At 40.3% G+C, this 23,404-nt stretch carries 19 protein-coding genes; 11 read left to right on the top strand and 8 right to left on the bottom strand.

The window, feature by feature from the left end:
* Positions 1-28: 28 nt before the first annotated feature.
* Positions 29-310, bottom strand: coding sequence for a hypothetical protein (locus tag LQ227_RS17685; protein WP_230150190.1), 282 nt, complete (start codon positions 308-310; stop codon positions 29-31).
* Between the two features lie 196 nt (positions 311-506).
* Between LQ227_RS17685 and LQ227_RS17680 the strand changes: the two genes are divergently transcribed.
* Together LQ227_RS17680 and LQ227_RS17675 are read left to right on the top strand one after the other, a co-directional pair.
* Positions 507-911 carry a TfoX/Sxy family protein gene (locus LQ227_RS17680; protein ID WP_230140214.1) on the top strand — a complete coding sequence of 135 codons (405 nt, stop codon included), beginning with the start codon at positions 507-509 and terminating at the stop codon, positions 909-911.
* 174 nt (positions 912-1,085) lie between these two features.
* Positions 1,086-2,966 (top strand): gamma-glutamyltransferase family protein, encoded by a 1,881-nt coding sequence (locus tag LQ227_RS17675; protein WP_230150188.1) that lies wholly within the window; start codon positions 1,086-1,088, stop codon positions 2,964-2,966.
* A 46-nt stretch (positions 2,967-3,012) separates the two neighbouring features.
* Here the strand turns inward: LQ227_RS17675 and LQ227_RS17670 are convergent, their stop codons facing one another.
* The 5 genes from LQ227_RS17670 to LQ227_RS17650 form a co-directional block, all read right to left on the bottom strand.
* Positions 3,013-3,993, bottom strand: coding sequence for a type IX secretion system membrane protein PorP/SprF (locus tag LQ227_RS17670; protein WP_230150186.1), 981 nt, complete (start codon positions 3,991-3,993; stop codon positions 3,013-3,015).
* A 19-nt stretch (positions 3,994-4,012) separates the two neighbouring features.
* Complete coding sequence (locus LQ227_RS17665) at positions 4,013-4,957, bottom strand: gliding motility-associated C-terminal domain-containing protein (RefSeq protein ID WP_230150184.1); 945 nt, start codon at positions 4,955-4,957, stop codon at positions 4,013-4,015.
* A gap of 34 nt (positions 4,958-4,991) precedes the next feature.
* Positions 4,992-5,684 (bottom strand): hypothetical protein, encoded by a 693-nt coding sequence (locus LQ227_RS17660; RefSeq protein WP_230140221.1) that lies wholly within the window; start codon positions 5,682-5,684, stop codon positions 4,992-4,994.
* A gap of 24 nt (positions 5,685-5,708) precedes the next feature.
* The gene (locus LQ227_RS17655) at positions 5,709-8,615 is read right to left on the bottom strand and encodes a DUF11 domain-containing protein (protein ID WP_230150183.1); all 2,907 of its coding nucleotides are present in this window, start codon (positions 8,613-8,615) and stop codon (positions 5,709-5,711) included.
* A gap of 525 nt (positions 8,616-9,140) precedes the next feature.
* Complete coding sequence (locus LQ227_RS17650) at positions 9,141-10,061, bottom strand: alpha/beta hydrolase (protein ID WP_230150181.1); 921 nt, start codon at positions 10,059-10,061, stop codon at positions 9,141-9,143.
* A 156-nt stretch (positions 10,062-10,217) separates the two neighbouring features.
* On the opposite strand from LQ227_RS17650, the gene LQ227_RS17645 reads away from it, so the two are divergent.
* The 9 genes from LQ227_RS17645 to LQ227_RS17605 all read left to right on the top strand — a co-directional run bounded on the left by LQ227_RS17645 (position 10,218) and on the right by LQ227_RS17605 (position 22,166).
* The gene (locus LQ227_RS17645) at positions 10,218-10,928 is read left to right on the top strand and encodes a FadR/GntR family transcriptional regulator (protein WP_230140227.1); all 711 of its coding nucleotides are present in this window, start codon (positions 10,218-10,220) and stop codon (positions 10,926-10,928) included.
* Positions 10,929-11,019: 91 nt separating this feature from the next.
* Positions 11,020-12,189, top strand: a complete 1,170-nt coding sequence (locus tag LQ227_RS17640) for an exo-alpha-sialidase (RefSeq protein ID WP_230140229.1) — start codon at positions 11,020-11,022, stop codon at positions 12,187-12,189.
* Positions 12,190-12,272: 83 nt separating this feature from the next.
* On the top strand, positions 12,273-15,620 hold the full coding sequence (locus LQ227_RS17635) for a SusC/RagA family TonB-linked outer membrane protein (protein WP_230150179.1): 3,348 nt from the start codon (positions 12,273-12,275) through the stop codon (positions 15,618-15,620).
* A gap of 17 nt (positions 15,621-15,637) precedes the next feature.
* Entirely contained in the window at positions 15,638-17,083 is a 1,446-nt protein-coding gene (locus LQ227_RS17630) for a RagB/SusD family nutrient uptake outer membrane protein (protein WP_230150176.1), read from the top strand.
* Between the two features lie 11 nt (positions 17,084-17,094).
* On the top strand, positions 17,095-17,874 hold the full coding sequence (locus tag LQ227_RS17625) for a phytanoyl-CoA dioxygenase family protein (RefSeq protein ID WP_230150174.1): 780 nt from the start codon (positions 17,095-17,097) through the stop codon (positions 17,872-17,874).
* Between the two features lie 9 nt (positions 17,875-17,883).
* Positions 17,884-18,813, top strand: a complete 930-nt coding sequence (locus tag LQ227_RS17620) for a dihydrodipicolinate synthase family protein (protein WP_230140238.1) — start codon at positions 17,884-17,886, stop codon at positions 18,811-18,813.
* A 17-nt stretch (positions 18,814-18,830) separates the two neighbouring features.
* On the top strand, positions 18,831-19,742 hold the full coding sequence (locus LQ227_RS17615) for a dihydrodipicolinate synthase family protein (protein ID WP_230140240.1): 912 nt from the start codon (positions 18,831-18,833) through the stop codon (positions 19,740-19,742).
* A gap of 37 nt (positions 19,743-19,779) precedes the next feature.
* Positions 19,780-20,904 (top strand): galactose oxidase, encoded by a 1,125-nt coding sequence (locus LQ227_RS17610; RefSeq protein WP_230150172.1) that lies wholly within the window; start codon positions 19,780-19,782, stop codon positions 20,902-20,904.
* Positions 20,905-20,933: 29 nt separating this feature from the next.
* A complete protein-coding gene (locus LQ227_RS17605; protein ID WP_230150170.1) occupies positions 20,934-22,166 on the top strand; it encodes an MFS transporter in 1,233 nt (410 codons plus the stop codon).
* 92 nt (positions 22,167-22,258) lie between these two features.
* On the opposite strand, the gene LQ227_RS17600 is transcribed toward LQ227_RS17605, so the two are convergent.
* The gene (locus LQ227_RS17600; protein ID WP_230150168.1) at positions 22,259-22,765 is read right to left on the bottom strand and encodes a GNAT family N-acetyltransferase; all 507 of its coding nucleotides are present in this window, start codon (positions 22,763-22,765) and stop codon (positions 22,259-22,261) included.
* Between the two features lie 2 nt (positions 22,766-22,767).
* A complete protein-coding gene (locus LQ227_RS17595; protein WP_230150166.1) occupies positions 22,768-23,379 on the bottom strand; it encodes an FMN-binding negative transcriptional regulator in 612 nt (203 codons plus the stop codon).
* Between the last annotated feature and the right edge of the window lie 25 nt (positions 23,380-23,404).

Genomic DNA, 23,404 nt, shown 5'->3' with positions numbered 1-23,404 from the left:
TTAAGTGCTTCAACGTATAATAGCATATTTATTGGAATTCAGGCTGTTGTTCTTTTTGAGTAATTTCGGCCATTGCAATAACAATTTCGTTAATGGTTTTAATGCTGAAGACATGTCTGCCGGTTAACCACCTTTTAATTTCATCAGGATTAATATCCAGTATGGAAGCAAGATTGTTTTCTGTTACACCCTTTTCTGCAAGTACTTTTGTGGTTTTATTGGCAACTTCGAGATTTAGCTGCCCTAGCTTCTCAATTGCAGGATTTCCGGTTTCTTCCAGCCAGATTGAAACAAAATCATTTTCTTCCATTTTATTCTTTTTTACCGTTTAGAACAATCATATATTTTGTGTCAATTGTTCATTTGGGCGACAAATTTAGCGATTAAGCCCATTATTGCAAACCAGAATCAAAAGAAAAACAATAAGCCAATGATTAGTGAATGGGTGTACTTAATATAATCGGCGATTGTTCCTACCTTAGTGCTTGAAGCAGTAGAATTTAATAGTGAAAACAGTTAAAGATTTTCTCTTTAATTATTCGTTTAGCTTTACTCATAATACACCTTTCAAATTAGATCAATTTACAATGGCGTCAGAACAGAAATTCGTAGACTTTATAATAGATCAAATGGATTATTCCGGACATGTTACGTATAAAAAAATGTTTGGCGAATACGGCTTGTATTTTGATGATAAGTTGTTTGCACTGGTGTGCGATAACAAGCTGTTTGTTAAGCCAACCTTATCTGGAAGGGCGTATATAAAAGATGTTGTGGAGGCACCTCCTTACCCGGGTACAAAAAATCAGTTTCTAATAGAAGCGCAATTGGAAGATCGCGATTGGCTAAAAAAACTGGTTAGCATCACTGTAGCAGAACTGCCTGAACCCAAACCCAAGAAAAAGAAATGAGAACAGTACCTTACATTCTGCTGAGTCGATAGTTTACCAAAAGCTAAAATGTGCGCTACGGTTAGCTGTTCTGGTGGTGCTTAAATTTGTAACAAGCTTGTTTTATTACCCAGAATTAAGGGCGCTGTGCAGGTGAAGCGCTGCTGTGGTATATATTTTAGCTATATTGGAACTATGAAAAAATTAGCCCTGTTTCTGTTATTGTCACTCTCTCTTCGCCCTTTATTTGCACAGCAAACGCAAAAGCCCATGCTTTATGGCAACAGCTGGATGGCCATCACCGGAAAGCCGATGGCAGCAACAGCAGGGTCGATGATCTTTCAGCAAGGTGGAAATGCAGTTGATGCAGCATGCGCCATGTTGGCTGCTACCTGCACCATGTGGGATACTTTAAGCTGGGGAGGAGAAACACAGGCACTAATTTACAATCCGAATACAAAAAAGGTGATCGCGATTAATGCAATGGGTGTCGCCCCAACTGGAGCAACCGTAGCCTTTTTTAAAGCTAAAGGTTATAGTTTTCCACCAGAATACGGCCCCTTGGCCGCAACCACGCCAGGTACACCCGGCGGACTGATTTATATGCTGAGTAAATATGGTAGCATGAGCCTGGGGCAGGTTCTGGCACCTGCCATGCACATGGCCGCGGGTTATGCCATAGAAGCACAGGCAGCAAACAGTATGGAGCGCGATAAAGAATTGATTAAATCCTGGCCTTATAGCAAAAAAGTACTATTGCCACATTTGGGCGAAAAGCGTGAGGCGCCAGAAGCAGGTGAGGTTTTTATTCAAAAAGATCTATTGGCCACCCTAACCAAAATGGTTGAAGCAGAGCAAGCTGCGTTGAAGAAAGGTAGCTCTCGACAAGAGGCATTAATGGCCGCTTACGATCGTTTCTATAAAGGAGACATCGCCAAGGAATTCGTGCGTGGGAGTAAGGAACAAGGAGGTCTGATTACCATGGATGATCTTGCTAAATGGAAACCAGTTGAAGAAGAAGCATTAAGTACTGATTATAAAGGCATTAAAGTATACAAACTACAACAGTGGACACAAGGCCCTGTTTTACTGCAAGCTTTGAATATATTAGAGAATTTCGACCTAAAAGCAATGGGCTACAATAGCTCAAAATATATCCATACTGTTTATCAGGCAATGAACCTTTCTTTTGCCGACCGCGATTTTTATTATGGCGATCCTAATCAAAGTCCGGCTGAACCGATGAAAGGTCTGTTAAGTAAAGATTATGCAAAACAAAGGGCCTCGCTTATTCAGCTTGATAAAAATGATGCAAACACCGGTCCCGGCGATCCGTACCCATATGAAGGCAAGAAAAACCCATATCTAAATCTGTTAAAAAGCAGAGGCTTTAATCCCGATACAACCAAACGTAACTTTGCGCCAAAGCACGACCTTGGGAACAATACGCCAAAAGAAATTTATGAAGACCGTTTGTGGAGGGGAACAACATCGATAGAGGCTGCAGACAAGGCCGGTTGGGTGGTATCTGTTACCCCAAGTGGTGGCTGGCTTCCGGCCTGTATTGCTGGTGATACAGGCATTGGGATGAGTCAAAGGATGCAAAGTTTTGTGCTCGATTCTACCTTAAATCCCTTCAATGTTGTTGCACCGGGCAAAAGGCCAAGGGTAACCCTGTCGCCTTCATTGTTTATCAAAGATGGTAAACCGTTTGTATCGGCTGCAGTTCAGGGCGGAGATACCCAGGATCAGAATTTGCTGCAGTTCTTTTTAAACATGGCTGAGTTTGGTATGAATGTGCAAAAGGCAACCGAAGCGGCTAACTTTAACACGAATCAGCTTTGGCTTTCGCTGGGTGGTTCTAAAACAAGCGACAGGGCACCAAAACCTGGTCAGCTCTTGTTAAATACCAATACGAAAGAGGAGGTGCGTAATGAACTGAAAAAAATGGGTTATACACTCAGTTTTTCAGAACGGACCAGTGGGCCAATCAATGCCATTTATTTTGATTGGAAGCACAATAGTTTGCAGGGTGGCTCGAGTAACCATGGTGAAGATTATGGTATTGCATGGTAATGCATTGGCTTGATAAATGGCCTGCACTGCATTTTTTGATTAGCGCCTAAAAATAACACTTTGGCCTTCGGCTCTTTTTGGTTTCTATATAATAGCCAACTGAGATTTCGTGCGAGCCATAATCATAATTGCTCAGTTTATTGAGGCTGTAATCATAACCATAACCAATACGCAGGTTAGATCTTATAAACAATTCGCTGATGAAACCAACTGCCGCTCTACTGGTTAATCCACGCTGCAGGTTATCTTTAGGATAAATTTTCACCGAAGTGCGATAAACTGCACCAAGCCAGAAACGCTCTTTTACCAGTAAAAAGGCATTTAAATCTAATGAGGTTGGTCCATGTAAATCGTCTTTAATTAAAAAGGTTGGTTTAAAAACAAAATCGTCATTTACAGGTAATGCTACCCCTGCACTCAAGTAAAAATGAGGCTGAATTTTAACGTTTAACGAATTGTAATCGTCAAATACCGATAAGGTTTTTGACAAGAGGTTATTTGCCGAAAAACCGATAAAAAATTGCTCATTTGAATAATGAATGCCGGCGCGTATATCGGGCATGGTTTGACTAATTGACCCTGTCGGGATACGGTTATCGCCCATTTCGATAGGATCTAATAAATTGCCGTTTAAGGAGGTCTGTATTACACCTACGCCTAAACCGAATGCGAGGATATTGGTTTCAGTACGATCGAGTTTTATCCTGTAAGCGAAATTTGCCGATGCATTTAAAGTGTTTTGTGCACCTATTTTATCCTTGGTTACAATCATCCCCAGGCCAATACTTTCGTCATTTATAGCCTCATCTGCAGATATAGAAAGGGTTTGTGGTGCGCCCCGAACACCAGTCCATTGTGCTCTGGCGAAAGCCTGTAGGTAAAGCTCTTCCTTATAACCAGCATATGCAGGATTGATGTACATGTTATTAAAAACATATTGCCCAAACTGGGCATCTTGTTGCGCAAAAACCTTAACAGATAATATCGTAATGGTCAAAATAAGAAATACCCTTTTCAAAATGTTCATGTCTGTATTTTGTTTTTATTTACCTGATTACCGTTACATAACCTTTGTAATCTTGCCAGGTTGCTGTTCCATTTCTAACTTTAACCACATAGAAGTAAGTTCCATCGGCCAATCCCGGTGCCGTCCAATCATTCTGATAGTGATTGGATTGATAAACCGTACTCCCCCAACGGTTAATAATTGTTACCTCGTTCGATTCAAAAGATTCCAGGTGTTGAATATAAAAAGTGTCGTTCTTGCCGTCCCCATTGGGCGTGAAAACATTAGGTATTCTTAAACCTGAAATCTCTTTTTTATCGGTTGATGTATTATTGGCCAGTTGTGGGTCGAATTCTGCTGCTGCTACGGTTGCGGTATTGCTGACCATTCCTGGCTGTTTAGATTTTACTTTAATTACCAGTTCTGCAAACTTGCCATTGGCCAGTAAAGGAATGTTCCAGTTAATGGTTCGGCTTAGCTGATCGTAGGTGGCCAGTCCATCTGTTGGTTGAGCCAGACTTTCTAAAGACAGGTTATCCGGAAGTGCATCCTTTATTACCAGTTGGGTGGCATCATCTTTACCATTATTTCTAACATTCAGGTAATATTCGAAAACCTGATCGCCCACTACAATTTTTGATTCTGATCGCTTTGTTATGGCTACATCTGCACTAGGTTCTGGGATTACCATAACCACTATTTCATCCGAGATCTCGGATGTACAGCCCAATTTATTTGAACTAACTACTTTATAAATACCAGCAGTAGCCGTAATCAGCGTAGGATTAGTTTGTCCTTGCAGCAACACATTATCCTTATACCATATAAATGAGGTCGCCCCAGCCGAATTTGCACGCAAAACCACCGACGACCCTTGTCTGATCGTAATGGTTTGCCGCCCTTCGGGAGCATTTTGGCCTTTTGCTGTTTGAATAAAAAACAACAATATAGCCAAAGCAAGAAAGGAGTATATCCTTAGCTTCATTTATACAATAATCATCAGAAAAACGAAAATCAGCCTAGAAAGTAACTGCTGTTGCCGTGCCGGTAATGGTTCCTGGAGTAATGGTTGGTTTTACAGGTTTAGCGGTTACCGTAACATCATGATCTGCCCATTGCGGACAATATTTATTGCCATTAATTACATAACCTACTTTTAACCTATGTGTTTTTGTTCCAACAGTTGCTGGAGCCGATGGCGTATAATCTTTTGCTGTAGCACCAGATATAGCCGTTTCTACTCCTCCGGTTACTGTATACCACTGATAGGCCAAAGTTGGAATGTTGGTGGCATCAGGATTGGTAACAGCGCCAACTTGCGCCAAAGGACTTTCGAGACAGAAATCAGCAGGCGTAAAATTAACAGTCAAAGGTTGAAGCACATATACCGGAATTTCCTGTAATTCAGATTCGCAGGAGCCTGGTGTGGTTGATTTAGAGCTTAAATAATAATAGCCTGTGTTTAAATCGGCAGCTGCGATTTTATTTCCCGAAACTAAAGTAACACCTGTACTTGGCGTAGTAGTTTGCGTTGCACTGTATTTAACAATCCAGTCTTCTCCAGCTGGTGCAGCGGGCAAAGTAAGGTCTGAGCCTTTGCAAAAAAGACTAACTCCGCTTGTGGTTGGTAATACCTGAGCCGATACTGTTGAAAATGTGCAGATTAACAAGAATGTAATTGCTAAAAATGCTTTTGTAATTGAATTGTTCATGGGGACGATTTTTTGTTTGTTTGATTAATATTGTGAATTAGTTTGCACCAACACATGTGGTGCTGATGGTTTTGGGTTTATTTTAATGTTGAAATTAATTTGAGTACTGCAACCCGCTGCATTTTTAATGGTCAAAACACCGGAATGAAGACCTAAAGCAGCGTTGACCGGAATGTTAAGCGGGATATTTCCTGCAGGCAAAGGCTGATTGCTAACTGGATCAAAATCTAGTGTATTCCAGGTAATACTATATGTTGTCGGACTGTTTAAAGCGTTGGTATAAGGGAGAGATGAAGAGGTAAAACCCTGACAGATTTCAGGTTCGGTACCCAATGTTAAATTTGGAAGCCCGTTTACAATTACAATAAAATCGGTTGTTTTCTCCGCGCAGCCCTTTGCTGTGGCTGTTATGGTGGCTGTTCCTGCAAATCTATTATCCCAGGTTACTTTACCGCTGTTTGCATCTATAATACCTGCCGATAGTGGTAAAATGGAGTAGACTATACTTGTAGCATTTGTTGCCGTTGCAACATAAGTATCGGTTCCGGTACCAGTACAGCGTTTATCGGTTAATCCGGTATTAAAAACCGGAGTACTTACATTTCCATTTACCGTTATTGAACCTGTTGTAGTGAATGGCGTTCCTGTACTATTAGAAACGGTATAAGTTTTTGGTAGGCCTGCTGTAGTTGGCGTACCCGAAATGGTGACTTTTTTAGGAGATGAACTATTGGTATAAGTTATCCCAGCTGGTAGACCTGTAACTTGAATACCATTTGAACCTGATGGGATACTGATAATAATATCGTTCATGGCTGTACCCACACATACTTCTCTATCTTTAGAGCCAGTTATGGTGCTAACCGAGCTCTGATCGTTAGTGGTTACCTGATCAGGCTGCGAGCCAGTAATCGTTGCGGTGTTAATATTAGTTCCTGTTGTTATAACTTTTGCTGTGATGCTTAAGGAGATACTGGCGTTACTGGCCAAATCGCCAATGGTCCATATACCCGAAATAGGATCGTAACTCGTGCCCGATGGCACTATGCTCGATACATAAGTAAAACCATTGGGAAGCAAATCTGTAACCGATACCCCAACTGCATTGCCATCGCCTAAATTTTCGGCCTTAAGGGTAAATACCACATTGCTATTTAACTCCGGATAAGCGATATCAACTGTTTTGGTAATGGCGCGGTCGATATTACAAAGTGAAACCTTTATTGGGAGAGAAGGTGCACTCAGCCCGCAATCTAAACTATAACTCACGGCATAATTGCCAGATGTACTGGCCACATAAGTATTTGTATTTGCACCACTTATCGGAACTTCGTTAAGATACCATTGATAATTGGATGCATTTGGAGTTGCTGTAAGTGTTGCTGATGCACAGTTTGTTTGTGATACCACTGGCTGAGCGCCCTTTTCGGGAAAACGTGAAATGAAATTAGACATCGAAAAAGCACTACTTTGCTGTACCATAGAAACAGTAAGCCTGCTGGAACTTGTTATTATAATTGTACTTGGCGATCCAATATCAGCACGTGTAAAACTCACTAGAGATAAGCCCGTACTACCTAGGGATTTACGGGTACCTATACCTGCTATAGTTTCTATATCCGTATTGTTGTAAAGCGGAGTGCCATTTGCATTAAGATAAATTCTATCTGCACTACTGGTAATGATATAGCCAAAGTAATCGAGGTTGGTACTTTGAAGGTAAGCAGTAAACTTTGAGGTTTCAACTCGCTTTGATCCCGAGCAACTGGATATTGGGACTAAGGTAGCCACATCTACTTCACAACCTGCACCGCCGGAAGCGCCTGCTGTGCCTGAAAAAACTTCAATATTTTTTGTTGCTGAAATCCAGGTCGAGGAATATCTTCCTGTATTACTTACGGGGTCATATGCGCCACTCAGATAGCCATGATTAAAGGTTTGCTTATCTCCCGCTTGTGCCAAATTGTAGGTTGTGGTGCCTTTTTGAACACCATTTTGATCAAAATGTATCACTGTAAAGCTGGTGTTTGCCTCAGTTGCAATTACGGTAGTTTGCTCTGCAGTCGTATTACCCTCACCTCTAACCACCACATATTCTTTACCTAAGGAGGCAATAGGCGGAATTGGATTATAAGCACCGTCTCCACAGCCTCCGGGGGCATCCAGATCTGCCGCGGTATTCATTACCGCCGATCCTGACGATTCTACCAAGGTTCCCATTGGAGCATTGAATAAATAACTTTGCCCGGCATTTAATGTGGCCTTTGCCACACCAGCTATTTTAACAATCGTATTATTTTCGATGGCCATAATGCTATAGATCGGTGGATGAGCATTACTTGCAAGATCACCGTCCCGATAATAACCTACACGAAAAGACGTTCCAATTGCCGCATCACCAAAGCTAAAAAGAGAGGCATTACCCTTAATATCTGTATCCGTACCATCAGTTCCTAAATTATCTGAAGCTACATTTCTTAAATTCACTGAAATAGATCCAGTAGCCTCTACGATTAATCCGGCCCCGCTCAGTACCTTATTTAATTCATGCTCAGGTGCATCTTTGGGTAGTCCGGTAAAGCGATAAACAAAAGGCGTTCCTTGAACGCAACTAAAAGTTGTAACAACAGTACCATCGCTTTTATATATTGTTCCGGTAACAGTTCCAATATCTGATGTAATAACAATTTCGTTGGCTTTACTCCAGTATTGCCATGGGGCCGGCGCAATATAATGTTTAGAATAGCTGGTTGCAGGTAAGCTTTTTGTGGTTCTTGCACTGGCTTTTAAAGGAAAAGGGATTGGTAAATTGTTAAAGCCCGCGTTTATTACGGTTTTAAATTCATGGCGTGCAAATGCAATATTTGCTGAGCAGAGCAATATTAATCCCAGTAACCCGTTAAATAAAAACAGCAGAAAAGTCTTAATCATAAATAACTTGTTGGAACCCGTATGTAGCCTAACATGGATCTAATAATTCATTAAAAGCTGAGGACTTTTTAATAAATTTTAGCATAACAAATCACTTACCTATCTAGATTAGGTTTGATCTATTATGTAGCTCGAATGTGTCAGTTTGTTTGGTTCTTTTGGTCGAAAGTAATTAAAAAAATGCACTAAAAAATGCCCCTAATATTAATTTTTAATGCACTCTAAAGCTATTTAAAGGCGTTTTTTGCATAAATTAAATCAGCTGTATTTCTACTGATACGTCTTTGATTAAAAATCGATTATTTTCTTTCTGGCTATTTGAGTTTGTTTAATAAACAACTTATTTGTAGTCAATTAATTATGGTGTTTTTTTGAGTCTTGAATATAATGAAAAGCATTTGGACGAGAAAAAATGATTTTTTTATATAAAATAATACGATTGGCATAGAGATACTTACCTTATCTGTGGCTTAAAAAGCCTATCGATCCCCGTTTTAAAATTAACCCTGCACAGCGGAAGGGACCTTATGGTGTTTTGATTTTCATTTCAGTCATCCATGCCATACATTGTTCAAGCCATTTATCGGTTCTCATCGCGTTTTTTAAACCAAAACCATGTCCGCCTGTAGCGTAAATATGCATTTCGGCCTTTACCCCGCTGTTTTTTAGTGACTGATAATAGTTTATAGTATTAGCAACAGGTACTACTTTATCATCACTGCAATGAATCAAAAAAGCAGGAGGAGTATCTTTATTTACCTGTAGCTCATTCGAATATTCAGCTGTTTTTTCGGCCGATGCATTTTCTCCGATTAAAGCTTTTTTAGATCCTTTGTGCAGAATGCTATCCTGAAAGGTAATGACAGGGTAAATAAGTATTGAAAAATCTGGCCGAAGATTTGTTTTCTCCTGATTTGGTATCACTACGTTTTTATAATGAGTAGATACAGTGGAGGCAACATGACCTCCCGCTGAAAAACCCATTATCCCAACTTTTGCCGTATCAATGTTCCATTCTTTAGCCCGCTCGCGCACTGTTTTTATGGCTTGTTCAGCATCCTGTAATGGCCCGATTGAACGATTTTCCATAATCAGATCGTTGGGTAATCTGTATTTTAACACAAAGGCCGCTATACCTTGTTTATTTAACGCTTTTGCAACCTCGGTGCCCTCGTTATTCATCACCAGATAAGAATAACCCCCACCAGGACATATAATTACTGCAGCACGCTTATCATCGTTTTTTTCGGGGAGAAAAACGGTTAATGTTGGCTCTGTAACGTATCTGGTTAATATTCTGCCATTTTTGGCAGTATCTGTTTTTTCTGTTAAATCGGCCTTAATGGCGTTCGGTACATTTTTGTAAAGCGGTACAATATTTTGTGCAAATAATCCTGCCTGGTTCATGTTAAGCATTAATGTAAATGCTAAAATTATTTTTTTCATATACTTGGTTTAAACAAAATTATAAAATTATTTTGTAAACATGTACTACATATTTTGTGAACATTTGTTTTTGAATCTAAAAGCGCGAACTATTTTTCAAATGTTTTTGTACTACATAAAAACGAGTATATTTGAAGCTTCTAAATATGTATTTCTATGGCATTAAAAAGTGATTTAAGTTTGGATATCGATAAAATCTCATCTGATACAATGGCTGATGTGGTTGAAATGAGGTTAAGAGATTATTTCAAAAAGAAATCATTTAAACCTGGCGATGCATTACCGAAAGAACAGGAACTGGCTGAAGCGCTGGGGGTGAGCCGAAACGTTTTAAGGGAAGCTTTAAGTCGCTTGAGGATGCTTGGCATGATTGAGACTAAGAAAAAGAGGGGTATGATTTTATCAAGCCCTGATGTATTGGGCGGTTTTCAGCGTGTACTCGATCCGCTGATAATCAGTCCGGATGCACTACAGGATCTTTTTGAACTGAGGTTAATTTTGGAAATGGGCCTCGCGGATGTGCTTTTTTTGAATTTAAATGATAAAAGTATCCGTGAACTTGAAATAATTGCCAATAGCGAAAAGAAAAAGAACAAAGAAGCATTCCGCATTGCCAACGAAATTGCCTTTCACGGTAAATTATACGAAATGGCCGGTAACGATACCTTAAAACGTTTTCAGCATATGCTTTTGCCGGTTTTTGGTTTTGTACTTCAGGTAGAAAATGAGTTTCTTTCTGGCAGTGTTAGCCATCAGGATCTGGTAGAAATTCTTAAATCTGGAAATAAAAATGATTTCAGAAATGGAATGTACGAACATCTAAAGCCTCATTTTGATCGACTGGAGGCACTAAGGAAAATAAATTAAGTTTTTATGTACTACATATAATTTTATTAATTACATTTGTTTTATGCAAGTCTGATTAGGCGTGCGCTAACCAAATTAATTTTTTTAAGTTATGTTTTACACCATCAAAAATCTGAAAAGGATTGGCGGGTTATGCTGCTTTTCTGCACTGATTTTGTACTGTATAAATACCACTTATGCGGCAGTCAATATTACAGCGAATAAGGTAGACAGTCTGAATTTCATTTTTAAAGCTGGCGAAAACGGTTATGCCTGTTTTCGGATTCCGGCCCTAATCAATACTCAAAACGGGAGCTTGCTTGCTTTTGCCGAAGCACGAAAAAACAATTGCGGTGATTCTGGAGATATCGACCTGGTGGTTAAACGTTCATTGGACAAGGGTAAAACCTGGACCGGCTTACAATTGGTGTGGAGCGATTCGACCAATACCTGTGGTAACCCTGTTCCCATCCAGGATCAAGCTACTGGCAATATCATTTTAATTTCTACATGGAATTTGGGTACCGACCATGAAAAACAGATTATGGATGGCTCATCGAAAGATGGAAGGCATGTATATATGTTATCCTCTGGTGATGATGGAAAAACCTGGTCGGCCGCAACAGAGATTACTGCTCAAGTGAAAAAAACAGGTTGGACCTGGTACGCAACCGGGCCATGCCATGGCTTACAGGTACTTAAAGGAAAATATGCCGGCCGATTGGTCGTACCGATAAACCATGTAGAAACGGGTACTAATCAGAATTTTGCACACACCATTTATTCAGATGATCATGGCAAGAGCTGGAGTTTAGGCAATAATACCCCTCAGGATAAAATGAACGAAACTACATTGGCCGAAATTTCGAAAGGCCGATTGATGTTGAACATGCGGAACAGTGACCGGACAATTAAAACAAGGCATACTGCTGTAAGCGAAGATGGCGGTCAAAACTGGGCTAATGTTCAGGTAGATACAACTTTAATAGAGCCTATCTGCCAGGGAAGTTTGCTGAGTCATTTTTATCGCAAAAATAAACCAACACTGCTTTTCAGCAATCCGGCAAATACAAAATTACGGGCAAATTTAACTTTACGTTTAAGCGAAAACGACGGTAAAACATGGAAATATAAGATGGTTTTACATCCTGGTCCATCAGCCTACTCAGATATTGCAGTAATAGACAAACAAATAATCGGCTGCTTTTTCGAAGCAGGATATGCAAAGCCGTATGAGGGCATTGTATTTAAAACTGTAAACTATTCAGATTTAACAAAATAATTAAGGCCAATTAGTCACGCGGTGATTAATCAGCGAATTTCTATACTAACCAAATATGTAGTACATAAATACAAATAATAATTATGAGAAAAATTTTATTTATTTTCCTGTTGGCCGCAATTAACCTCTGTGGTTTAACAGGAGCTGCACAAACAACCGATGTGCAGGTATCGGGTACTGTTTCTGATGCGACAAAAAATGAAACGCTGCCAGGAGTAAGTGTAAAAGTAAAGGGCACGCAGACCGCGACTGTTACAGATGCAAATGGAAAATACACTTTACGGGCACCTCAAAATTCAATCCTTGTTTTTAGTTCTGTAGGTTATAACGAACAAGAAGTAAAGGTTGGAATAGGCGGTATAAAAAATGTACAATTAAATCCAAATGCACAGTCTTTAACCGATGTGGTGGTAGTTGGATATGTTAAGCAATCGAGAGAGAAAAACACAGCCGCCGTATCTAAACTGGATACCAAACAACTGGTTAATACTGCCAATGCAGGACCAATAGCAGCCATACAGGGTAAAATTGCAGGAGTTTCGGTACCGTTATCAAACGGGCAACCAGGTTCGGCTGGTACCAATATCATTATCCGTGGGGGTTCAAAACTTAATGTTTATGGAACAGGCACCGGTAATAGTGGTGGAGACCCTGTATTATCTTCTGATGCATCAAGTCCGCTGGTTATTGTAGATGGTGTTTTCAGGACGATGAAAGATCTAAATCCAGATGATATCGAATCATTGCAGGTAATGAAGGATGCGGCTTCAACAGCAATTTATGGTGCCCGTGGCGCAAATGGTGTAATTGTAATCAAAACCAAAAGCGGAAAATTTGGCTCAGGGAAACCCAATATTACCTTCAATTACCGTACAAACTGGGAAACTCCATCGCGGATGTATGATTATTTAAGTGCCAAAGATTACCTTACACTTGCCCGAACAACAGCAAAAAGCACTTACGATTTAATTGATAAGAATACACTGTTAAATAATGGTGGTTTTTCTGCAGGAACAAAGGTGTACACTGCCAAAGGCCAGTACGGTGTTGGAACAAATTTAACAGCCTTATACGATAACATTGTAGCGGTTGAAGGCCAGGGATATGTAGATAATTTATTGGCCAACGGCTGGCAAACGATGGATGATCCGATTAACCCGGGTACTAAACTGTTATTTGCCGACAATAATTACCAGGATCTGCTTTGGAATACCGGCATAAGCAATAATTACAATTTTGGAATTGATGGAGGCAGCCAGATTGCTACTTACAATATATCAATGAACTACGTTGATCAGGCAGGTACTTTCGTGGGCACAAGCTATAAAAGATACAGTGCACTTGGGAATTTTGGGTTTAAAGCAAGCGAAAAGCTACAAATCAATGCCATGCTTAACTACCAGAATGTACAGCCAAATTATGTAGATGCTTATACCAATGATCTGGTCCGCGCTACACGCATTACGCCTCTGATCAGAATTTTTAAAGATGATGGTACACCAACTACAGGCGAAAACCTAACAACAAGAAACCGCTTTCATACGTTGGCCTACGATAATACCAAAGCATCAACTGAACGATTGGTTTCGAGGGTAGATGCAGATTGGGCTATTGTTAAAGGCCTACATTACAGGCCAGCTTTATCTTACTTAATTAGCGATGACAAAACCATTTTTTCGAGAAAAGCATTTCCCGATCCGATCCAGTTTGCAACCACCCGGTTAAAAACGGAGAATACCAATAACACTCGTCAGTTAATGATCGATCAGATCCTTCAGTACGATTACACCTTAAAAGAAAATCATCATTTTACCGCATTGGCTGGTTTTAATTATACCAAAAATGATGGAAACAGTATCGATATAGGTTCGCAGCGTGGAACCAACGATTACATTACAACGATAAATGAACCAACTGTAACCACCATTAACGGTGTAACCGTAACCAATGTTACCAATTTCGGAACACGGATCAGTCAAACTAAATCTGCCAGTTTTTTTGGTCAGCTGAGTTACGATTATAAAAGTAAGTACCTTTTAAGTGGCGTATTGCGAAACGATGGTTTTTCAAATTTCGCCCCTGAAAATAAGTGGGCATTATTTCCGTCGGTTTCTGCGGGATGGAATATCCATAAAGAAGATTTCTGGAAATCGAATGTAGTGAGCACTTTAAAACTTAGGGGAAGCTGGGGACAGGCAGGTTCGAGCGATTTAGATTTAACCGATACTTATGGAAGTTATACTTCGGCGGTTTATGCACAGAATTCAGGCATCCAACGTGCAAACTTATCTAATCCGAACCTGGTTTGGGAAACCACACAAACAACTGATGTTGCGGTAGAGGCAGGTTTTTTCAAGAACAGGGTGAATCTTACCGTCGATTTATATGATAAACTCACCAAAAATCGCATCGATTCTAAACCATTGCCCGCAGAGGCGCCATTTTCTACCATTACATTCAATAACGGAACAATCCAGAACAAAGGGATAGAAATCGAGCTTCAGGCAACCGTGCTGAAAATGAAAGATTTCGCCTGGAACGCCAATTTCTCTTTTGCCTATAACGCGCAAAAAGTAATCAGCTTACCTAATAATGGCAGGTTAAAAAATAGACAGAATGGAGGCGTTGTCATCGATCCGAATACCGGTAAAGAAATTGAAGTGGGTGGATATGCAGAAGGAGAGCGCCCGTTTGGTTACTATGCATGGCAGGTAGAGAAAATTTTTTCTACAGAGGCTGAAGCTGCTGCATGGGGTAAAGTAGATCAGATTGCTACGGCGGCTGGTATAACGGTAGGTAAACATGCGGGAGATTACAAGTTTGCAGATTTAAACAACGATAATATTATCGATAACCGCGATATGGTATTTATGGGCTATAAAACGCCAAATAAAATCGGAGGTTTTCAAAATACATTTACCTATAAAAGTTTTACGCTTAGGGTTAATATGGATTATGCTTTAGGCTTTGTGATCTCTGATGGCGCTTTAGCCAGATCTTTAGGACAGGGCAGGGCCTATAATGAAGGTGCTCCGGCACAAGCTTTAGGGAATGATATCTGGCAAAAATCTGGTGATGTGGATAAATTATATGCCCGTTTCTCTTTCGGGGACGCTGATTTCGGACAGAAAAACTTTATCAGGCAGGGAGCCAGTACGGTAGGGACCGGAAGTGGTTATGCATCGGATGTTTCTACCATGATTTCGAAAGGAGACTTTTTAGCCTTGCGCGAAATTTACCTGAGTTACGACCTGCCTAAAAACATCATGTCGAAAATCGGTTCAACCGGAATGAGTGTTTTTGCGAGCGTTACCAACGTTGGTTACCTCACTAAATACAAAGGGTTAAATCCTGAAACTTATACCGGATTCGATCCGGGAGGTTATCCTCGTCCAAGACAGTTCACCTTAGGCGCATCATTAAGATTTTAACATTTAAAAACATGAAAATGACCAAGAAATATATCCTGCTTTCTGTTATCGTTGTAATAGCAGCAGCTTTTTCATCTTGCAAAAAATTACTCGAAGTTAAACCACAATCGCAGATTACCGATCAGGTTTACTTTAAAAGTGAGGGCGATTTTCTTCCCTATGTTACCGGAACATATACTTCCATCAGGGCCTTTGCCAATTCCATTACCTACGGTACCGAACGGAGCGAGGAGCTCATTAATGGAACCAACAGCCGTTTAACAACGGTATGGTCACAGATATTAAGTCCAACAGTAGGTGCTTTAAACTACAATGGGCAATATAAAGCCATAGGTAACTGTAATCTCCTGCTCAGCAAAATAGAGCCTTTTCCTTTTTCTAATGCGGCTACGAAGAACAGGTTAAAGGCCGAAACACTTTGTCAGCGTGCCTATACTTATTTTTATCTGGTTAGGATTATTGGCGATACACCATTGATGCTCGAAACCATTACCGATGATAATGTTCCACTTTTGCCAAGAGCGAAAGCCACTGAGGTGATGAAACAGGTTTTTGCCGATTTAGATCAGGCTATAGCACTTTTTCCTGAAAAAACTTACGTATCCAAATACAGGTTTTCGTATGGCGCTGCATTGGCGTTAAAAGCTGAAGCTAAATTATGGAGCGCCAAAGTATTGGCTGGAGGTACGGCAGATTTTAATGATGCGATCACGGCTGCTGCTGCGGTAGAAGCTACAGGTGTTTCATTATTGACCAACTTTAAAGATGTAACCACAACAAGGGCAAACGCTGAAGTAATCATGTCGGCCTATTATAACCGTGATGAAAATGGCGCAAACTATGGTTTAAATGCTTTGCCATTTTTAACGGCGATTTCGAATGCATCCAACCTGGATAGCATTGCCTATGCGCTTACTTCTGTTAACGGACAGGGCGGTTACCAGATCAGTAAAGAAAGCAGGGCGCTTTTTAGCGACTTAACCGCTGATAAACGTGTGCCAAATACTTTTATCATCGAAAGACAGGGAACCGTACAAAAGAGCGCATGGATTACCAAAATGCCGGGCACCAAATACGCTGACGACCGGGTTTCTGATAACGATGTCATCATATTCAGACTGGCCGATATTTATATGATAGAAGCCGAGGCTTATGCCGCGCTTGATAATACTGCACAGGCAATTGTGTATTTAAATAAAGTTAGAAATAGAGCCGGAAACGGAGTTTATACAGGTGCAACTGATAAAGCTACCGTAGAGCGCGCCATCTTTGACGAACGCGGTCGTGAGTTTTTCTTCGAAAACAAACGCTGGTACGATATTGTGCGCTTTCATTTCGGCGGTACCATAAACGCCTATACTTACGTACCTAACCTAAAAAATAAAACGGTGCCTTTATTCTGGCCTTTATCTACAACTGTTTTGGCAGCAAATCCCAATTTGGTGCAAACACAAGGATATTAATGTGACCATTTATGAAAAGTGAATCGTTATTTAATTATAAAACACTCAGTGGTGAAGAATTGACGTTTTTTAACGAAAATGGTTATCTCATCATCAAGTCTATTTTAAAGCCCGAAGGTTTGGTTCAGATGCAACAAGAGTGTATGGATGCCTGGGGTAAAGAAAAAGAGACCTTCGATCCGAATAAAAGCTGGCTGCAAAACGCCTTGTTGATTAATATCCATCATCAGGCTACAACAGTAAAGGAATACTATTTTAGCGGTCCGCTGGTTGAAATAGCCTCAGAAATTATCGGTCCGAATATAAAAGGAGCTACCTCACAGCTTACATTTAAAATGAAAGGGAATACAAAACCTTTTGGCTGGCATCAGGACAATGGTTATGGGGAGCTGGAGCCTTATAACGCTTTAACCACTTTAACTGCACTTGATGATACTGACCGGGGCAATGGCTGTTTGTGGTTAATTCCAGGTAGTCATAAAAAAGGCCAGATCAGGGTAGAGCAGAACGAAGCACAAAAGAAAAGTGGCGCTGAAATTATTGTAGATGCCGACGATAGTTTAGCTGTACCGATGGAAATGAAGGCAGGAGATGTTTTGATTTTTAACTGTTGGATGCTTCATAAATCAGACGGTAATATTTCTGATAGCAGAGACCGTAGAATCTTGTTTTTGAGATATGCAGATGCTGACGCAATAGAAGTCTACAATGGTGGCAAACCCCGCTTAGGTAGATTGGTAAAAGGCAAAACGAAGTTTAAGGAGGTTGAAGAATTTGAAGCCAATCTTTAAAAAACACCGATGAATACATTAACAGCAAAAACTTTAAGAGGGAATTGGGCGACCTTGTTGTTGCCCATCCAAACTGACCAAACGATCGATTTCGGATTATTGGCTGATGAAATAGATTATTTGATTGATGCGAAAGTAGATGGTATTTATTCGAACGGAACGGCAGGCGAATTTCACAATCAGACCGAAGCCGAGTTTGATGAGATCAATCGGCTGTTTGCAGAAAAATGCCAGAAAGCATCAATGCCTTTTCAGATAGGCTGTAGTCATCCTTCGCCGGTTATTTCATTAGAAAGGATTAAGAGATCAGTAAGCCTACAACCAAGTGCTTTTCAGGTGATTTTGCCAGATTGGGTAGTTCCTTGTGATGCTGAACAGATAGGATTTTTACAGGTAATCGCAAAGCACGCAAACGGAATTCCTTTGGTATTGTATAATCCGCCACATGCAAAGCTGGAGTTAAAACCAAAAGATTACCTCAAATTCAAAACAGCGGTGCCATCACTTATTGGTATTAAAGTTTTAAGTAAAGATGCAACCTGGACCGAAGAGATGAAGATGTACGCAAGCCATTTATCAATATTCGTCCCTGGCCATTTTCTGGCGAGTGGGGTAAAAGCGGACATTGCGGCCGGGGCTTATTCAAATGTTGCCTGTATCAATCCATCGGCAGCTCAGTACTTATGGAAACTGATGCAAACAGATCTGGATGAAGCTTTGAGAATAGAAAAAAATATTCTAAAATTCTTTAAAATGTGCATTGCCCCCTATCAAAAACAACAGTACAGCAATCCGGCATTAGATAAATTTTTAGCAGCAGTTGGTGGCTGTATTCAGATTCCAACACGATTAAGATGGCCCTATAAATGGATTTCAGCATCAGATGTAACATCGGTGCGCAAACAGGCCAAAATACTAATACCAGAATTTTTTAATTAGACAAATACAAAATACATATGAAAATTAACGGCATAGTTGCTGCAACATTTGCGGCCTACCAGGCAGATGGTTCCTTAAATCTCACCATCATACCGCAACTAGTAGATAAATTGGTGGCTGATGGTGTGGCAGGGGTTTATATTTGTGGAACCAACGGAGAAGGACCAAACATGACTGTTGAAGAGCGGATGGCTATTGCCGAAGCGTACGTAAAAGCTGCAAATAAAAGGATTTTAGTATTAGTGCATGTAGGGCATACTTCCATACACGAATGTAAAAAGCTTGCAGCCCATGCAGCACAGATTGGTGCCGATGCATTTTCTTCAGTTGCCGCATTTTATTTCAAACCGACCTCGGTACAAAACCTGGTCGATTGTATGGCCGAAATCGCCTCTGCCGCTCCCGAACTTCCATTTTATTATTATCATATGCCAACTTTAACTGGCGTTGGAATGGATATGGTTGAGTTTTTAGCACTCGGAGAACAAAAAATCCCAAATCTTGCCGGCATAAAGTATACTGCATCAACACTTCACGAGTTTCAAGCTTGTTTAAACTACAAGGATGGGAAATTCGAAGTATTATCAGGCTATGATGAGATGTTGCTAAGTGCTTTGGCGGTAGGTGCTGTTGGTGCTATTGGTAGTACCTACACCTTTGCCGCGCCGGTATACCTCGAAATAATCAAACTTTTCAGAAATAATGATTTAACTGCTGCCAGGGCATTACAATTAAAAGTGGTCGATTTTATCCGCTGCATTATCAAACATCCATCGATTGCAGCACAAAGAGCGATTATGAAAATGTTAGGCTATGATCTAGGAGATGCCCGGTTACCATTGGTACCACTTTCTTCTGATAAATTTATCGAACTTAAGGCCGATTTAACCAAAACTGGCTTTTTTGAGCTCCTCGAAAAATATAGGTAATGCTTAAAAGCATGCAAATTTTCTATAGGCACATCATATGAAACACTTTAATACCTTACTTTTTCTAAGTTTTATGTTGATATCAACAGCAGGTTTTGCACAGATTACCAAAAAAGCTAATCAATTTGCATGGGGAGAATTGCCGGCCATACCAGATAACTTCGGTTTTGCCGGTTCTTTTAGTGGAGTATCGGGCGATGCATTGATTGTTGCCGGAGGAGCAAATTTTCCAGATGGTGGTGCGCCATGGTCAGGCTCAAAAAAAGCGTGGAGCGATAAAATATTTGTCCTGGATAAACCCAGCGGAAAATGGAAAGTAGCAGGCAAACTTCCTGAAGCTTTAGGCTATGGGCTCTCCATTTCTTGGGGCAAACAATTCATTTGCATTGGAGGAAGTAACGAGAAAGGCCATTCGGCAAAGGTTTATGCTATTCTTTACAAAGATAAAAGCATCAGCATCACTATGTTGCCAAACCTTCCTCAACCCATAGCAAATACTACGGGAGCGGTTTTAGGTGACGTTATTTACCTTGCAGGCGGACTCCTTACGCCGGAAGCTGATCATACTGCCAATGTTTTTTGGTCTTTCGATCTATCTTCCAAAGGAAAAAAGCGGGTTTGGCATAAATTAGAAACCTGGCCTGGCCTTCCGCGAATGTTGGCTGTGGCTGGTGTTGTCGATCAAACTTTTTATCTATTCAGTGGAGCCGATCTGATCAAAAATAATAAAGGAGGCCTAGACAGACAATATCTAACGGATGCTTTTTGTTACAGCGCTGCTGATGGGTGGAAAAAAATAGCTTCTCTACCAAAAGCCGTTGTAGCCGCGCCATATCCAGCCTACAACACCCATCACAAATCGTTGCTCATATTCGGCGGTGATGACGGCGTACTTGCTCCGAAAGCAGCTGTACTAAAAGAAAAACACCCTGGTTTTGCAGATGAAATATTAGCTTACGATATAGAGAAAAACAAATGGTCGGTAGAGGGGAAGGTGTTAAAGAATATCAAAGCAGATGCGCAAACAAATCCCAATAACAGTACCTGGCCTGCGGTAACAAATACAATGGTGCTGTGGCGGGGAAATCTTGTTTTTCCGGGTGGAGAAGTAAGGCCGGCAGTAAGAACGCCAAAAGTGATCATAGCGAGACCAAAACAGTAAAATTATTTTAACAAGAGGAAAATCTAGAAATGACCGGTACAAAATCAAATCAATCATATTATGCCTGGGGCCTGGTTGCACTCCTTTGGATAGTGGCCTTTTTAAATTATTTCGATAGGATTATGATCACCTCTATGCGCGATCCTATTGTGAAAGAGTTTAGCCTTTCTGATGCCCAATTCGGGCTTTTGACTTCGGTTTTTCTTTGGTCTTATGGGATACTAAGTCCCTTTGGAGGTTTTTTGGCCGATAAATACAGCAGGAAAAAAGTAATTATATTCAGTGTTTCAGTATGGTCTGCAGTAACCTTATGGACGGGCTTTACCTCCTCATTTGAAGAAATGCTTGTTTCGCGTTTGTTTATGGGCCTAAGTGAAGCTTGTTATATCCCTGCGGCATTGGCGCTGATTACGGATTATCATAAAGGAAAAACAAGATCGCTTGCCACAGGACTGCACATGAGCGGCCTTTATGCTGGTTTAGCATTGGGTGGCTTGGGTGGTTATATTGCCGAAATATGGGGCTGGAGATATGGTTTCCATGTATTCGGAATTTTTGGGATTCTTTATTCGATTGTGCTGTTGTATTATTTAAAAGATGTTAAACACGAAACGACAGAAAATGAGGTAGAAGAAGTAAAAAAAGAAACCATAAGTTTATTAGGTTCGGTTAAGATCCTGTTTAAAGAGCGGTCTTTTCTGGTATTATTGTTTTATTTCAGTGTTTTGGGTACCGCAAACTGGCTGGTGTATGGTTGGCTACCCACCTTTTTAAAAGAACATTTTCACCTTAACCTGGGTGAGGCCGGAATTTCGGCAACAGGCTATATTCAGATCGGATCTTTTGTTGGGGTAATTTTGGGCGGTTATTTTGCCGATAAATGGTTCCTCAAAAATAAAAGAAGCAGGGTTTTTATGATCATTATCGGTTTTACTGTCGGTGCACCATTTTTATTTCTCATGTCGTCAACCACGGTATTTGCAATAGCCATTATCGCTATGTTCTTTTTTGGTATTGCCAGGGGGATAAACGACGCTAATTTAATGCCGGTACTTAGGCAGATTGCCGATAGCAGGTACATTGCAACCGGATATGGTTTTCTTAATTTCCTGAGTACAATTATAGGTGGATTAATGGTTTATGTTGGTGGCGCATTAAAAGATGCCAAAGTAGATTTATCTATTGTTTACCAGGTTTCGGCGGTGATCATGTTATTGGCAACATGGTCGCTATTTGCAATAAGGATTAAAAAAGACGCTTAACTATGGATAACACCATTGGGCATATATTTCCGTTATAATTGAAGCTCCAAAACCTTCGAACTTGAAGGTTTTGGGGCAGTATGTATTCAGCATTAAATTTGCATCTCGAATAAACTAACTGGCTTATGATGATAATGTGCCGGAAGCAGATCGGTGTTGCTTAGTTCGTATAGTCCCAAAAAATCAAATCCAAATTTTTGATAATGTTGAATCAACCCCCTGTTTTCACCAACGGTATCTAATCTAACAAAACGTTTTCCATTTGCTTTTGCATATTCTTTTGCCCAGTTTATAATTGTACCCACTAGGTTCTGTCCCCTGAAATCAGGATTTGTAGCAATGTGGTGAATGTAAATGGCTGGGTCGAGGTTCTTTTCTTCCCATATCTGCGGATCGCTAAAGGTAGTTGCCCAAATACAGGCTACCTGCCCATTAATAATTATTTTCCATTGCCTGTTTTCCTTAATCTCTGTTTCAATCAACGAAAGTTCGAACTTGGGCCAGTGAACGCTATATTTCGTTTTCTGGAAATCCGTTGCGATTTCATATAGGCGGAAAATTTCTGTTATATCATGTATCGTACTATTTTCTATCTGCATGGTTATGGCTTTAGGTTTTTAATGAATGGAGCGAGTTCTCTTTCTACAGCGCTGTTGCTGTTTTCGAGGTGCGATACAATGTTTTTTCGTTCCTGTTCCGATTTGTTCTGGCTTAGTTTTTTCTTTCCCTGAAGATCGCTTACTTCTATTTCGAAAGCTACAATTCCCCGCATCATGCCTTGTTTAAACTTTTCTGAAAGACTATCCCATTGTAAGAGATATTCTTTTTCGTAATACAGAATCATTTCTTTTAGCGCTTGTTCTTTAGCTTCTTCATCGCTAATAATATTGGCTTTCCCATAAGCATGTACGCTAATATAATCCCATGTGGGTACACTTTCGTGTTTTTCGTAATGGCTGGGAGAGATATAAGCGTGTGGCTCGGTGAATATAATAAGCGATGTATACTGCTCAATATATTTCACCTGTTCGTTGGCTTGCGCAAAGTGACCGCTAATCAAGACCTTTCCATTTACCTCATTTACAACGAAAGGTAACTGAGTGGCTATGGGTAAATTATTGTAGCTGGTAATGATCGTGGCAAAGCTATATCTCTTCATAAAGGCAATTTGCTCACTTTGGTCATCAAACTTAAAACTATTGGATATCAACATTTTTATTAGATTTTTGAAGGGTATA

The organism is Pedobacter sp. Bi27, assembly GCF_918698255.1.
GTDB lineage: Bacteria > Bacteroidota > Bacteroidia > Sphingobacteriales > Sphingobacteriaceae > Pedobacter.
The sequence above is the reverse complement of the archived record's forward strand: the minus strand, read 5'-3'. Positions and strand labels throughout refer to the sequence as shown.

Bases quoted from the DNA above. Each gene is read 5' to 3' on its own strand.
- LQ227_RS17655 (WP_230150183.1), bottom strand. From the start codon at position 8,615: ATGATTAAGACTTTTCTGCTGTTTTTATTTAACGGGTTACTGGGATTA.
- LQ227_RS17665 (WP_230150184.1), bottom strand. From the start codon at position 4,957: ATGAAGCTAAGGATATACTCCTTTCTTGCTTTGGCTATATTGTTGTTT.
- LQ227_RS17660 (WP_230140221.1), bottom strand. From the start codon at position 5,684: ATGAACAATTCAATTACAAAAGCATTTTTAGCAATTACATTCTTGTTA.
- LQ227_RS17670 (WP_230150186.1), bottom strand. From the start codon at position 3,993: ATGAACATTTTGAAAAGGGTATTTCTTATTTTGACCATTACGATATTA.
- LQ227_RS17675 (WP_230150188.1), top strand. From the start codon at position 1,086: ATGAAAAAATTAGCCCTGTTTCTGTTATTGTCACTCTCTCTTCGCCCT.
- LQ227_RS17635 (WP_230150179.1), top strand. From the start codon at position 12,273: ATGAGAAAAATTTTATTTATTTTCCTGTTGGCCGCAATTAACCTCTGT.
- LQ227_RS17650 (WP_230150181.1), bottom strand. From the start codon at position 10,061: ATGAAAAAAATAATTTTAGCATTTACATTAATGCTTAACATGAACCAG.
- LQ227_RS17595 (WP_230150166.1), bottom strand. From the start codon at position 23,379: ATGTTGATATCCAATAGTTTTAAGTTTGATGACCAAAGTGAGCAAATT.
- LQ227_RS17685 (WP_230150190.1), bottom strand. From the start codon at position 310: ATGGAAGAAAATGATTTTGTTTCAATCTGGCTGGAAGAAACCGGAAAT.
- LQ227_RS17640 (WP_230140229.1), top strand. From the start codon at position 11,020: ATGTTTTACACCATCAAAAATCTGAAAAGGATTGGCGGGTTATGCTGC.
- LQ227_RS17645 (WP_230140227.1), top strand. From the start codon at position 10,218: ATGGCATTAAAAAGTGATTTAAGTTTGGATATCGATAAAATCTCATCT.
- LQ227_RS17630 (WP_230150176.1), top strand. From the start codon at position 15,638: ATGACCAAGAAATATATCCTGCTTTCTGTTATCGTTGTAATAGCAGCA.
- LQ227_RS17605 (WP_230150170.1), top strand. From the start codon at position 20,934: ATGACCGGTACAAAATCAAATCAATCATATTATGCCTGGGGCCTGGTT.
- LQ227_RS17610 (WP_230150172.1), top strand. From the start codon at position 19,780: ATGAAACACTTTAATACCTTACTTTTTCTAAGTTTTATGTTGATATCA.
- LQ227_RS17600 (WP_230150168.1), bottom strand. From the start codon at position 22,765: ATGCAGATAGAAAATAGTACGATACATGATATAACAGAAATTTTCCGC.
- LQ227_RS17615 (WP_230140240.1), top strand. From the start codon at position 18,831: ATGAAAATTAACGGCATAGTTGCTGCAACATTTGCGGCCTACCAGGCA.
- LQ227_RS17620 (WP_230140238.1), top strand. From the start codon at position 17,884: ATGAATACATTAACAGCAAAAACTTTAAGAGGGAATTGGGCGACCTTG.
- LQ227_RS17625 (WP_230150174.1), top strand. From the start codon at position 17,095: ATGAAAAGTGAATCGTTATTTAATTATAAAACACTCAGTGGTGAAGAA.